Below are 13,364 nucleotides of genomic sequence, written 5' to 3'. Positions count from 1 at the left end.
AGCCATGCACGGAACCAGAATTTTGGACGAAGCCGACCGCTTGATAACGGTCTGCAATTCCTGCCGTTACTGCGAGGGTCTTTGCGCGGTGTTTCCCGCGATGGAGATGCGGCGCGCCTTCTCTGATGGCGACCTCAATTATCTCGCCAATCTCTGCCATGGCTGCGGCGCCTGCTACGTCGACTGCCAGTTCTCGCCGCCGCACGAATTCAACGTCAACGTCCCGCAGACGCTGGCGATCGCGCGCGCAGAATCCTACGCGGCCTATGCCTGGCCGCACGCGCTGTCCGGTGCCTTCGCGCGTAACGGTCTCGTCATCAGCATCGTCGCCGCGCTCAGCATGGCCGCCTTCATCCTCGGCTTCGCTGCCCTGAACGACCGCAGCGTGCTGTTTGGCGTGCACATCGGCCCCGGCGCGTTCTACAAGTTGATGCCGCACAACGCGATGGCGGCGTTGTTCAGCGCCGCCTTCCTTTATGCGATCTTCGCGCTGGTGATGAGCGTGCGTGCCTTCTGGCGAGATATCGGTCCGCCGATCGGCGGCCGTGCGGACGGCCGCTCGATCTTTCAGGCGATACGCGACGCTGGTGAGCTGCGCTATCTCCACGGTGGCGGCGTCGGCTGCTACAATGAGGATGACAAGCCGACCGACCGGCGCAAGCTGTTCCATCACCTGACCTTCTATGGCTTCCTGCTCTGCTTCGCCGCGACCTCGGTCGCCACGCTGTATCACTATCTGCTCGGCCGCGAGGCGCCGTATCCGTGGTGGGATCTGCCGGTGGTGCTCGGCACGCTCGGTGGCATCGGCCTGATCATCGGGCCGATCGGCCTGTTTGTCGCCAAGATGCGGCGCGATCCGGCGCTGCTCGACGAGCAGCGCTACGGCATGGATGTCGGCTTCATCGCCATGCTGTTCCTGACCGGGTTCACCGGCATGCTGCTTCTGCTCTTGCGGAACACCGCCGCCATGGGCCCGCTGCTGGCGCTGCATTTGGGCGCAGTTTTCGCGCTTTTCATCACCATGCCCTACGGCAAGTTCGTGCACGGCATCTATCGCTTCGCAGCACTGGTGCGTTACGCGCAGGAGCGGCGCAGTGAAGCAGGCTCCTGAGATTCAGACGGTCGGAAGCGGCCGTCGCGCAGGAAAGCGATCGTCTGTTCTATCGCGGCGGCGTGACGCGGAAGTCCGGTATGGGACGCCTTCACGACGATATGGTCGGCCATGCCGGCAACCATCGTGCTTTGCACCGAGACCCGTCCGTCATTCGGCTTCGGCAGAACGAAAAGACCTGCGACGGGATCGATGAAGCGGTTTCCCGCGATCACGCCGACGGGATAGTCCACGGGGGGAAGGGCGTCGGGCCGCGGCGTGGACGTGGTGGTGAGCTCGAGTCCGGCCGGGCCGTAGAATGCGCTATAGAGGCGATATCGGCTGAGGAGATCGGCGACCTCGCTGCCGCCGTTCGGCGTGCCCAGCATCACCACGCCGGCAAGCCGGTCCGGACGGTATTTTGCGATATAGGCGCGCGTCACCAGACCGCCCATCGAATGCGCGACGAAATGCAGCGGCGCGTCACGTTCGGCGAAGCGGGCAGCCTCTGGATGGATATCGTCCGCGAACGCGGTGATCGGCTTGCGGCGGCTGGCATAGTTGTTGAGCGTTGCGAAGCCGCTTGCCCGGAGCGCCCGTTCAAGACTTTTCATGGATGCCGAGGTTCGCGCGATGCCGTGAAGCAGAACCACTCCTGGGCATCGCGCGTCGCCTGATTGAGGCACCTCGTGCATCTCGCTTATGCCACCTCGCGCTCTGGTCCAGACGCCTGCTCGCGGGCCATCGTCGTTGCGGTGACGTAGTCGGTCTTGCCGGTGCCGAGCAGTGGCACCTTGTCCACCACCATGATCGCCGCGGGAATGGTCAACTCGGATGCGCCGATGGCCTTGGCTTGGCCCTGCATTGCACTGCGCTCGGCACCCTTTTCCGTCGTCAGCAGCACGATACGCTCGCCCTTGCGCGGATCCGGGATCGAAACCGCGACCGATGCGGCCTGCGGCCACAGGGTCGTCGCGATGTTCTCGACCGCCGACAGCGAGACCATTTCGCCGGCGATCTTGGCAAAGCGCTTGGCGCGGCCCTTGATGGTGATGAAGCCGGCAGCGTCGATCGCCACGATGTCGCCGGTGTCGTGCCAGCCCTCGGCGAGCGGTTCGAGCACGCCGGGACTTTCGGCCCGCAAGTATCCGAGCATCACGTTCGGGCCGCGCACCGACAGGCGGCCGCCTTCCTCGATGCCGGGGACCGGGTCGAGGCGGCTTTCCATCAGCGGCGACAGGCGGCCGACCGTTCCGGGGCGATTGGCCATGGGCGTGTTCATCGCCAGCACCGGCGCGGTCTCGGTGACGCCATAGCCTTCGAGGATGCGGATGCCGTAGCGTTCCATGAACACCTGCCGGGTGCGATCCTTGACCGCCTCGGCGCCGGCGATCACCAGACGCAGGGTGCGGAAGTCATAGGCGTGCGCCGAGCGGGCGTAGCCGGTGAGGAACGTGTCGGTGCCGAACAGGATCGTGGCGCCCGTCTGGTAGATCAGCTCGGGCACGATCCGGTAGTGCAGCGGCGAGGGATACATGTAGATCGGAATGCCCGCGAGCAGCGGCATCATCATTCCGCCGGTCAGCCCGAAGGAATGGAACACCGGCAGCACGTTGAACACCTTGTCATTGGCGTTGGCATCGACCCGCGCCAGCGCCTGTGCGGCGTTGGCGAGGATATTGCGGTGAGACAGCACAACGCCCTTGGGTGTGCCTTCCGAGCCCGACGTGAACAGCACGACGGCTGGATCGCTCGCCTGGCGGACGACGCGCGGCGTAGTACCGGCGAGCAGGCCCTTGATCTTGTCGGCCGTGCCGATCGAGGCGCGGACATCCTCGAGATAGACGACGCGAACTTCCGCGGAGATCGCGGCCATCAGCTTGTCGAGCTTGCCCTTCTCGATGAAGGCCTTGGACGTCAGCACGGTCTTGACCTGTGCGGCCTTCATGGCGGCGAGGACGTTGACCGGGCCGGCCGAGAAGTTGAGCATCGCCGGCACCCGGCCGATATTTTGCAGCGCCATGAAAACGACGGCGACGCCTGCGGAGTTCGGCAGCAGCACGCCGACATTCTCACCAATGACGGTGCCGTTCTCCAGCTTCCGGCTCAAGACCTGCGCGCCCAGGATCAGCTTGCGATAGGTCAGCTTGGTGCCGAGCGCGTCCTCGATGATGACCTTGCCGGTGTCGCGATCGCGGTAAGCGTGTCCGAGCGCCTCGAACAGGGTGTGATCGAGCATGGCGTTTTTCACCATGGCGTCGATCATCACGTCCTGAAGTGCTGCGCCAGCGGCGTTGCGGCGCGTCTTGCCCTTGAGCGATGGATCGACCGGAAGCTTGACCGGCGGCAGGATGGTGACGGTCACCCGCGGAAACCACGAGCGCTTGATCTGGCTGCCGTTGAGATAGCTGAGATGCGAGCGCTGGGCGCCTTCGATGCGGACCGGGACGACGACTGCGTCGGCCTTGTCCGCAATCATCGCGGTGCCGTCATAGACCTTCATAAGCGAGCCGGAGACGGTAATGCGTCCCTCCGGAAAGATCACCACCGGCTCTCCGGCGGCGACAAGCTTAATGAGGTCGCGCGCGGCCAGCGGCTTGCTGGGGTCCATGGTGTAGTGCTTGACTACCCGCAGGAACGGCTTGGCCCACCAGGCCTTGGCGATGCCGGTATCGACCGCGAAGCTCGCGTCGATCGGCAGCACGGCGTGCAGCAGCGGCCCGTCGATCAGGCTGACATGGTTGGGCGCGATCAGCATGCGCGTGCCAGCAGGCGGCAGGTTCTCCAGCCCGCGGACCTCGGTGCGGAACAGCGCGCGGAACAGCAGCCCGCCGAAGTCACGCACGCCTTCCTTGCCCCACTTCGTCAGCACGAACCAGACCGCGCCGAAGCTGGCGACGCCGAGGCCGAAGAAGATCCAGCCGATGTGCAATCCGCCGGCCTGCAGCAGCGCGACGAACAGCGAGCCGGCCACCATGAAGGCGGCCTGTAGCACGTTGCCGGCGGCGATGATGCGGGCGCGCTCGGAGGGGGCGGACCAGGCCTGGACGGCGGCGAAGGACGGAACGACGAACAGGCCGCCGCCGAATGCGAAAGCGACGAAATCGAGCAGCATGCGCAGGCCCGCGAACGAGGTCGCGAAGTCGGCGGCGGTGATGTCCTGGCCCTTGGCGGTCACGCCGATCGCCCAAGCGAGGTCGATGCCGGCAAACCCCATCATGATGGCGCCGATCGGCACCAGCGCGAGGTTCGGGCGAACGTGGCTCAGATTCGCGGCGAACAGCGAGCCGATGGCGATGCCGATTGCGAAGATTGCGAGACACAACGTCACCACGCCCTCGGTGCCGCCGATGACCTCCTTGACCAGTGCCGGCAGCAGTGAGAGCACGATGGCGCCCACCAGCCAGAACCAGGAGACGATCACGGTGCCGTCCCACAGCCGGTGATCGGCGTGCAGCGTCTTCAGCAGGCCGAGCGTCGAGGTCCACGGATTGGCGTTGACCGACAGATCGGGTGCAGACGGCGTCGTCGCGGGAATGCGGGAGGCGAAGGCCCAGGACAGCAGGGCCAGCACGACCACGGCCGATGCGACCCAGCCCATATGCGCGGAGCCGGCCACGAACTGGCCGCCGGCAACGGTGCCGAGCAGGATGGCCATGAAGGTCGCGCCTTCGACCAGCGCGTTGCCAGTCGCGAGCTCGCCGAGCTCGAGCTGGTCCGGCAGCATCGCGTATTTCACGGGACCGAACAGCGCGGCGATGACGCCGAACAGTGCGAGTGCTGCAAACAGCAGCGGCACCGAGTGCAGGAAGAAGCCGGCCGCGGCAAAGCCCGCGGCAAAGATCTCGGCGAATTTGAGTCGCCTTGCGACGACGGATTTGACGTATTTGTCGGCGAGCTGGCCGCCGAGCCCGGACAGAATGAAATAGGGGAAGATGAAGACGGCGCCTGCGACCGTCACCAGCGCATCGCCGTGGCCGGTCGCGGCGCTGTAAAGCAGGATGATGACGAGTGCGTTCTTGAGCACGTTGTCGTTCAGCGCCGAGAAGAATTGCGCCCAGAACAGCGGCGCGAAGCGGCGTGACGACATCAAATCCCTGATCATGACTAGTCCTGTTTTGGAAAGGCTGCCTGAAGTTTCATTGTCGGATGGACTTTGGGTCCAGAGGATATGCGACGGGCTATTGTGGGTTGACGACAGTCGCCCCGGCCTGCTCTGCGCGCTTACCTTCCGATCCTGTTGGTCTCCGCGTGGCGTGGTTTGGTTCGCAATGGTTCGGTTGCGGCCTTATCCAGACAGGCTGCGCCTGCCAGGATATTGCTCAGGGCGCTGAGGGAAACCTGAACCGCATCGTCGAAGGCCGCGGCATCGGCTCGAATGTCGGGACATGGTAAGTCCTTCCTTGCGGTTTGATATTGCATTCGGGGCGACCCGAACGTGCCGGCTGCGCTCGCCTCAGGTGAGGTGGGCGAGGCGGCGAAAGGGCGAGAGGCGGCCGAGCAGGCTAATGCGGCGGCCTTCATGACGGGCACGGCCGCGGTTGGCCCGCCACATCCGGAAGGTCGCGCGGCGTTCGGTCAGGACGCCGGCAATGTCGCAGGCATTTGCGATGCGATCGATCGGCCCCGTCGCGAACCGCAGGAGGGCGCGGCCAAATCCGGTCACGAGAGCTGTGGCGTCATCGACGAAGGTGCAAGCGATATCAACAGCGAGGGTTTGCATTTTGCAGGTCTCCGGGTTAACTTGAACATTGTTCAAATGAGTATCCTGAAAATGAACAATGTTCAAGATGAATCGTTGCGAGATCGAAAAAAATCTCGCCGGCGGCAGCAGATCGTGGAGATCGCTCGCGGCACTATTGCGGCTAAGGGATTGAAATCGTTGAAAGTCAGGGACGTCGCGGACGCCGCCGGCTGCTCGGTTGGCAGCGTCTATAACGAGTTCGGCGACTTCGACGGGGTGATCCTGACCGTGAATCGGGAGACCGTTAAGGCGCTGACGTTGCGGTTGGGCCAGGTTCCGGCCGAGGATCCCGTTCGCCAGCTCTACGGGCTGGCCGCGACCTACCTCGAATTCTTCGCGACGAACGCCAATCTGCTGCGCTCGCTGTTCGAGCATCGGATGGAGGACGACCGCCCTTACCCCGATGACATCCTTCAGATGGTGATGGACGCCTTCGCGCTGATGCATGCGCCCCTGGTGCGGCTGCTTCCGAATGCAGACGACGTGCAGATCGCGCTGCTGTCACGCACCCTGTTTTCCGCCGTGCACGGGATCATCTCGCTCGGCCTCGAAGAGCGTATGGTGGCCGTACCGCCGCAAATGCTGCGCCAGCAGGTCGAACAATTTCTGGATGCGCATCTCGCGGGGCTCGGGATTCTGCCCATACGATAAAGTGCTGAGCGCTGCTATGCGCTGGCGGACTTGCGTTGCCGAGAGGTGACGACGATGACGTCCGTCGTCCCGTTGTCGACCTGAACACGGTTGCGTCCGTTCTCCTTGGCGCGATAGCAGGCGGCATCCGCGCGCCGCATCGCGTCCTCGAGCGTGGTGTTGCCGTCGCTGATGCAGGTAACGCCGATGCTGGCCGTCACTGCAAAGCAATGATCGTCCCAGGCGAAGACGGATAGCTCGAGCGCCCGGCGCAGCCGTTCGGCGATATCGACGGCGTCGTACGGCGTGCATTGCAGAAGGATTAGGCCGAATTCGTCACCGCCGAGCCGGGCCACCAGGTCATGCGGCCCCCGCTCCTGCTGCAGGAGGCGCGAAATCTGGCGGAGCAGGCGGTCGCCGGCGAGGTGACCGCAGCTGTCGTTGACGTCCTTGAACTGATCGAGATCGAGCAGGATCAGGCCCAGCGAACCCGCCGCGGTGCCGTCCAACTCGCTTTGCAGGCGGGCCTCGAACGCGCGGCGGTTGGACAAGCCGGTCAGCCAGTCGTGCGACGCCTGCCAGGCCAGGCGCTCCTTCTCGGCATGCAAGGCATCCTCGAACGCCTGTCGTTGCAGCACCAATCGCCGCGTGTGCCAGATCAGGAGCAGGATCAGCGTCATGGCTGTGACGATATTGACGCCAGTCAGCGTCATCTTGATGGCGCGCGAGCCTTCGCCGAGAACGGTGGAGAACCGCTTGGCGTGCACCGTGAACTGGGTGTTGAGCTCTGACAGCCGCGACGACAATAATTGCAGGCGCTTGCTGTCCTGGACGGGCCCGTTCTTCAGCTCTGACCGGATGACCTCGCCGAAAACGCTGAGCTCCAGCAGCATGGGGTCTGTGGCAGCCCACTCGCGGATCGCTTCCTTGAGAAAGCTGACCTGTTTGAAGTAGCGAAACAGCCAGATCAGTCCCGGCACGTCATCGGGATGGTTGCCGCCTTGCAGGAAGCCGATGCGGGCGGCCTCGACGTCGACCGGATCGCGCTCGAGCGCCCAGCGCGCGAACTCGTCGCCGATGGGAACGGCCAGCGAGGTCTGATATTGCGCAAACTGGCTGGCGTCGCCCGAATGCAGATAGAGATTGAGAAAATAGACGGCGTTCTTCTGCGAGCGGGACCATAGCGCTTCGCCCGCGACATAGGCGCGAACCGAGGACATCACCTCCAGGCTGAATCCGGCGATCGCCGCCTGCAGCAGGACGACCGTGACGAAAGGCGAGACGAGCTTGATGACGTGAAGGAAGTTGCGTCCCTTCGTTGATGGCGCTGTTCTGCGAAACACGTTGCGTTCCCCAAGTCGCTCAACGACCCCAGCGGAGCGATCCGCTCATAACGCGGATTACGCGCCAAAGGTGCTTAACTCGACTTGAAAATGCCAGGAGACCGCGTCGCAAGGTGAAGGCGTTGTGAAGTGGATGCTTGCAGATCGTCGCAAATGCCGCCGAACCGGAACTGACGCGGCATCGCGAGCCGATGTCGCGCATTCGCCCCAAGTGGCTTACCTGATGGAGAGAGAATGCTCTGCCGCTAGACCAGCACCGGTTTGCGCACGCGGCCGGCGTCGCCGAAGACGCGCAAATAGCGCTCGATCTCCGAGGGCAGGCCGGTCGCCTTCTCGGGATTGTCGGAGAGCTTGACGGCGGGATGTCCGTCGACCGACGACACCTTGCAGACCAGCGAGATTGGATCGAGGTTGAACGAGCCGTCCGGCGTGCAGCCGACGAAATCGTTGGTGAGATTGGTGCCCCAGCCGAAGGAGAGCCGCACCCGGCCGGTGAAGTGGTGGTAGGTCTCCTCGATCGAGCCCACGTCCATCGCGTCGGAGAACACCAGCAGCTTGTCCCTGGGATTGCGGCCCTTCTGCTCCCACCATTTGATGATCTCCTCACCGGCCTGGATCGGCGGCGCGCTGTCGGGACGGAAGCCGGTCCAGTCGGCGACCCATTCCGGCGCATCGCGCAGAAAAGCCTTGGTGCCGAAAGCGTCGGGCAGCGCGATCAGGAGGTTGCCGCCATAGGTCTGGCGCCACTGGTCGAGGATGCGATAGGGCGCCCAGCGCAACTCCTCGTCGTCCTTGGCCAGCGCCGCCGCGACCATCGGCAGTTCATGGGCGTTGGTGCCGATGGCTTCGAGATCATTGTCCATCGCGAGCAGCACGTTGGAAGTGCCGATGAAGGACGGGCCCAGGCCTTCCTTCACGGCCTCCACGCACCAGCGCTGCCAGAGGAAGCCATGGCGGCGACGGGTGCCGAAATCGGAGAGCCGCAAGCCATCCAGCTTGCGCAGGCGTTCCACCTTGGTCCACAGCTTGGCCTTGGCCCGGGCATAGAGCACGTCGAGCTCGAAGCGGCCGCGGCCCTTCATCGCTGCCCGCGAGCGCAATTCGTTGAGGATGGCGAGCGCAGGAATCTCCCACATCGTGGTATGGCTCCACGGCCCGTGGAAGTGCAGCTCGTACTGGCCTTCGACCTTGCGCAGCTCGTATTCGGGCAGCCGGAATTCGGCGAGCCAGCGGATGAAGTCCGCCGAGAACATGTGGGTCTTGCCGTAGAAAGTATTACCGGCAAGCCAGATCAGCTCTTTTTTGGTGAAGCGGATGGTGCGGGCGTGGTCGAGCTGGGCGCGCAGTTCGCCCTCGTCGATGATTTCGGCGAGCCGGACATGGCGCGATCGGTTGATGACCGAGAATGTCACCTGCTGATTCGGGTAGGATTCCCGAATCATTTGCAACATCAATAGCTTGTAGAAGTCGGTATCAAGCAGGCTGCGGATGATGGGATCCAGCCGCCAGCTGTGATTGTAGGTCCGGCTCGCAATGTCGGTCACTGTCATGGGTGGAATTCTAGCGTGGCTCCCCGTGCGCAACCAGTGGATTTGGCGAAGGGCAGGCCACCGCCGAGCATCCGGCTGCGCGAGGGCGGTCCGAAATCGCTCCGAGAGCTCGTTCGCGAACCGGTCTGCGGACGGTCCGGGTGGCTTACATGGCGTCGAACGCTCCCGTGAGCGTGACGCGGGGGCCGTGCGTGTAGCGGTCGGGCGTCAGACCGGAGTTGGAGGAGCCTGCCTGGTTGAACACATTGATGAACGCATCGAGCCGATAGCCTGCGCCGAGTTTCAGGTTCTGCGTCATCCAATAGGAGACGCCAACCTGAATGTCGGCGCTGAGCACCCCGGCAAACAACCGATCGTTGCTCGTCGAGAGCGTATTCGCGACTGGAAAGAGGGGAGAAAGGACCGACGGCGTTACCGAGAACAGGGTCGACGAACTGGTCGCCGACTGCTGCCGGCCGAGTAGCAGGGCGGCGTCGCCGGCATAATCGAACGACCATTTGCCGCCAAATGGGACCGAGCCCTCGACACCGATGAGTGGTCCCGCGCCGAGGAAGCTCGCGCGCGTATCGCGCAATGTCGAGAGCGTTGTGGAAAAGCTGGTGATCGCCGGAAAGCCAGGCAACGCAACACCAGTGCTGGTCGCGGCCTGAACGTCCGAGCTTGAGCTCCGGGTGACGAATTCGGCAACGCGAAGGCCGCCCTTCAGCTGAAGCGTGCTCGGTCCGCTGCCGGCGATGTCGCGTCCCACCGCGAGATCGGCGAGCCAGCGGGTTTCCTTGTAAGTATTGGCGAAGATTTCCGTGCCTGTCTGGCTCGCAGCGCCAACGACGATTGTTTGCGTCAGTGAGTCCAGGCCGGTGCTCTTGCCTCCCTCGCCGTAGCGGAACTGGCCGCTGATGTGCCAGGGAGATCCGGCGAAGCGATAATCGAAGCCAGTAGCCGTTTCCCATCCGACCTTTGGCGTCAGGTCGAACTGTCCGGTGAGACCGTAAGTGTCTGATATCGGATCCCCGCCGCTGAAGATGGCGCCGCCTTCGATCCAGGCCCTGAACTGTCCCGGACCGGCAAGCAGTTGCGCCTTGACCGGTAGGTCTGCGGCATACGCCTGCAACGGATTTCTGGCCTGTTGCGAAACAGCAGTGACCGCCCGGAATGCGGAATTGTCCTGGTGTGATCGGGCCCCGGTCCTGGCAGGTTCGCTCGTTGCGCGTTCGCCTTGCGATTTCAGCCGCGTATTCTCTTCGCGCAACTGCTGGTTCGCGCGCAACGCGGCATTTTCCTTGCGGATTGCGGCGTTCTGCCTTTCGAGCACCTCGAGGCGCGCATTGACGTCTTCGATTTCTCCGGCGGTGGCGCTGGTGACCGTCCATGCCGCGGTCGCGCCGAGCATGAGCGCCGCAAGATTCTTCTTCATTATATTCACCTCGTCGCACCAGTTGCGCGACCGTGGCGCGGAATCACACAACGTGCATCAACCGTTCGGTTGAACTCGACCGGCTACCGCATTCGAAGAGTCGTTTCCGGACTTGGGTGTGGCTTATGCGCCGCAGCCCGCGTGTTCAGGGGTGCGAGGCCGTCGCCGCCACCGTCTCGAGCTGGCTTCTGATCCAGCGATGCGCCGGGTCCTTCTGATAGCGCTGGTGCCAGACCATGAACATCGGCAGCTCGGCCAGGGTTCGCGTGCGCGAGGCCAGCGGAATCCGTACCTGCGCGAAGCCGTGCATCACGCCGGGCGCCAGCAGGCTCGGCATGCTCGCCAGCATTTGCGAGCCACGCAGGAAGGACGGCACGCCGGAGAAGCTCGGCACGGAGATCGCGATGTCGCGGTGGAAACCGTTGGCTGCAAGCCGGCGATCGAAGTCGAGTCGCTCGTTGTCAGTGTAGACCACGGTGATGTGACGCGCCGCGAGATAGGCGCCGCGCGTTGCCGGCGCGGCACGCGCTTTGGGATCGTAGTAACAAACGTAATGGTCTTGCAGCAGGCGCTTCTGCACGATGTCCACGCCGGATGGCGGCAGCGGCGTGATCAGCAGATCGCAGCGGTTTTCGCGCAGCATCGCGGGCGAGGGCGACTGCGAGGGGATCACGCGCAGGTTCAAGCTCGTCACCTGCGCGGCGACATGATCGAAGAACCGCGGCAGCAGCAGGTCGCGCTGGAAGTCGTTCGCGGCGATTGTCAGCGAAAGCTGCGCGCTCGCCGGCTCGAACGTGACGCCGCCGGCAAAGCTCCGCATCTCGTCGATCAGCGCTCGCGCCTTTGCCGCGAGCGCCTGGGCGTGCGCCGTGGCCACAATGCCGCGGCCAGATTTGGCAAACAGCGGATCGCCGACGATCCGCCGCAGCTTGTTGAGGGCGTGGCTGACCGCGGATTGCGTCAGGCCGAGCCGCGTTGCGGCCGCCGTCACCGAACCTTCCTCCAGCACCGTCAGGAACAGCTCCAGCGCGTGGCCATCAAGCGCCAAATGATCGATTTTGTTCATGGAATTCATTATAATCGATCTATTTATCTTGAGAATAGCCGGCGCCATCATCTCCCGATAAGCCGTGCGCCCCAACGGGAGCGCCACAGGGAGAGACAACGCCGATGCATGCCCAGGCGCTAGCCTTGCGGGATCCCCGCCTCAACCACCCCGAGCCGTTCACGCCGCCGCTCGGTGACGGCGGCTTCTTCCAGCGCGACCGTTCCATGCATCCGCCCGCGCACGCGCCGGGCTACAAATCATCGGTGCTACGTTCGCCGCGCAGGCGCTGCTGTCGCTTGAGAACTCGGTCTCGGAGATTACGGGGCCGGTGTTCGGTCACAACGACCTCGGCGCGCTCGACAATGATTTGATCCGCAACTACGCCAAGGACGGTGATCCCGTCGGCGAGCGCATCATCGTCCACGGCCGCGTGCTGGACGAGACCGGCCGCGGCGTGCCGAATACGCTGGTCGAGTTCTGGCAAGCCAATGCCGGCGGCCGCTACCGGCACAAGAAGGACACGTATCTGGCGCCGATCGATCCGAATTTCGGCGGTTGCGGTCGCGCGCTGACCGACGACACTGGCTACTATTATTTCCGGACGGTGAAGCCGGGACCCTATCCCTGGCGCAACTACGTCAACAGCTGGCGTCCCGCTCACATCCACTTTTCGGTGTTCGGCTCGGGCTTTGCACAGCGTCTGATCACCCAGATGTACTTTGAGGGCGATCCCCTGATCCCGGTCTGCCCGATCCTGACGACGATCCCGGACAAGGATGCGCTGGAGCGTCTCGTCGCGCCGCTCGACCTCAACGCATCGGCTCCGTTCGACTCGCTCGCCTACCGCTTCGACATCGTCTTGCGCGGCCAGCGCTCCACTTACTTTGAAAATCGCACCGCAGGGAACTAGGTCCATGCCGCAGCCGCTCAACTACCTCAAGGAAACCGCCTCGCAGACGGCCGGGCCCTACGTGCATATCGGGTTGATCCCGGCCATGGCCGGCTTCGACATTTTCGAGAAGAATTTCTCCAACGTGCTGGTGACGCCGAACACGCAAGGCGAACGCATCACGCTGGAGAGCAAGGTGATCGACGGCAGCGGCACGCCGCTGTGCGACGTGCTGCTGGAGATCTGGCAGGCCAACGCGGCCGGCCGCTACAACCATCCGGCCGACCGGTCGACCGGCGCAATTGACGAGGAATTTCGTGGCTGGGGCCGCGCCGGCTCCGACTTCGAGAGTGGTCTCGTCACCTTCGAGACCATCAAGCCGGGCGCGATCATCGACAAGACGGGCCGCAAAGGCGCTCCGCATATCAATGTCTGGATCGTCGCGCGCGGTATCAACATCGGTCTGAACACGCGCCTCTATTTCTCGGACGAAGAGGCCGCCAACGCCGCCGACCCCGTGCTCAACCTGATCGAGCAGCCGGTCCGGCGCTCGACTCTGATCGCAAAGCGCAGCGAACGCGCCGGCAAGATCGTGTACTCCTTCACGATCAATTTGCAGGGGCCGGAGGAGACGGTGTTCTTCGACGTGTGATCGT

10 protein-coding genes and 1 pseudogene are annotated in these 13,364 nt (G+C 63.9%); 4 read left to right on the top strand and 7 right to left on the bottom strand.

The window, feature by feature from the left end:
- The first annotated feature begins 4 nt into the window (after nt 1-4).
- On the top strand, nt 5-1,111 hold the full coding sequence (gene tcuB, locus IVB40_RS28655) for a tricarballylate utilization 4Fe-4S protein TcuB (RefSeq protein ID WP_247817018.1): 1,107 nt from the start codon (nt 5-7) through the stop codon (nt 1,109-1,111).
- On the opposite strand, the gene IVB40_RS28650 is transcribed toward tcuB, so the two are convergent.
- The 3 genes from IVB40_RS28650 to IVB40_RS35925 all read right to left on the bottom strand — a co-directional run bounded on the left by IVB40_RS28650 (nt 1,075) and on the right by IVB40_RS35925 (nt 5,813).
- Nucleotides 1,075-1,785, bottom strand: a complete 711-nt coding sequence (locus IVB40_RS28650; protein WP_247817017.1) for an alpha/beta fold hydrolase — start codon at nt 1,783-1,785, stop codon at nt 1,075-1,077. The two genes, tcuB and IVB40_RS28650, sit on opposite strands and share 37 nt — an antisense overlap.
- A 5-nt stretch (nt 1,786-1,790) precedes the next feature.
- Nucleotides 1,791-5,195 carry an acyl-[ACP]--phospholipid O-acyltransferase gene (locus IVB40_RS28645; protein WP_247817016.1) on the bottom strand — a complete coding sequence of 1,135 codons (3,405 nt, stop codon included), beginning with the start codon at nt 5,193-5,195 and terminating at the stop codon, nt 1,791-1,793.
- A 351-nt stretch (nt 5,196-5,546) separates the two neighbouring features.
- The gene (locus IVB40_RS35925) at nt 5,547-5,813 is read right to left on the bottom strand and encodes a hypothetical protein (RefSeq protein WP_346283303.1); all 267 of its coding nucleotides are present in this window, start codon (nt 5,811-5,813) and stop codon (nt 5,547-5,549) included.
- A 51-nt stretch (nt 5,814-5,864) separates the two neighbouring features.
- Between IVB40_RS35925 and IVB40_RS28640 the strand changes: the two genes are divergently transcribed.
- On the top strand, nt 5,865-6,485 hold the full coding sequence (locus IVB40_RS28640) for a TetR/AcrR family transcriptional regulator (protein WP_247819607.1): 621 nt from the start codon (nt 5,865-5,867) through the stop codon (nt 6,483-6,485).
- A 14-nt stretch (nt 6,486-6,499) separates the two neighbouring features.
- On the opposite strand, the gene IVB40_RS28635 is transcribed toward IVB40_RS28640, so the two are convergent.
- From IVB40_RS28635 to IVB40_RS28620, 4 genes are all read right to left on the bottom strand, one after another.
- The gene (locus IVB40_RS28635; RefSeq protein WP_247817015.1) at nt 6,500-7,807 is read right to left on the bottom strand and encodes a GGDEF domain-containing protein; all 1,308 of its coding nucleotides are present in this window, start codon (nt 7,805-7,807) and stop codon (nt 6,500-6,502) included.
- A gap of 245 nt (nt 7,808-8,052) precedes the next feature.
- Nucleotides 8,053-9,357 carry a nicotinate phosphoribosyltransferase gene (pncB, locus tag IVB40_RS28630; RefSeq protein ID WP_247357174.1) on the bottom strand — a complete coding sequence of 435 codons (1,305 nt, stop codon included), beginning with the start codon at nt 9,355-9,357 and terminating at the stop codon, nt 8,053-8,055.
- A 145-nt stretch (nt 9,358-9,502) separates the two neighbouring features.
- On the bottom strand, nt 9,503-10,747 hold the full coding sequence (locus IVB40_RS28625) for an Lpg1974 family pore-forming outer membrane protein (protein ID WP_247817014.1): 1,245 nt from the start codon (nt 10,745-10,747) through the stop codon (nt 9,503-9,505).
- Between the two features lie 169 nt (nt 10,748-10,916).
- Nucleotides 10,917-11,846, bottom strand: a complete 930-nt coding sequence (locus IVB40_RS28620) for a LysR family transcriptional regulator (RefSeq protein WP_247817013.1) — start codon at nt 11,844-11,846, stop codon at nt 10,917-10,919.
- Between the two features lie 95 nt (nt 11,847-11,941).
- Here IVB40_RS28620 and pcaH point away from each other — a divergent pair.
- Both pcaH and pcaG read left to right on the top strand, forming a co-directional pair.
- A pseudogene (gene pcaH, locus IVB40_RS28615) lies at nt 11,942-12,729 on the top strand (protocatechuate 3,4-dioxygenase subunit beta).
- A gap of 4 nt (nt 12,730-12,733) precedes the next feature.
- Nucleotides 12,734-13,360, top strand: a complete 627-nt coding sequence (pcaG, locus tag IVB40_RS28610) for a protocatechuate 3,4-dioxygenase subunit alpha (protein WP_247817012.1) — start codon at nt 12,734-12,736, stop codon at nt 13,358-13,360.
- Nucleotides 13,361-13,364: the final 4 nt, after the last annotated feature.

This window comes from Bradyrhizobium sp. 40, from assembly GCF_023100925.1.
Classification (GTDB): domain Bacteria; phylum Pseudomonadota; class Alphaproteobacteria; order Rhizobiales; family Xanthobacteraceae; genus Bradyrhizobium.
Note: the sequence above shows the minus strand (reverse complement) of the source record. Positions and strands in the feature narration are given on the sequence as shown.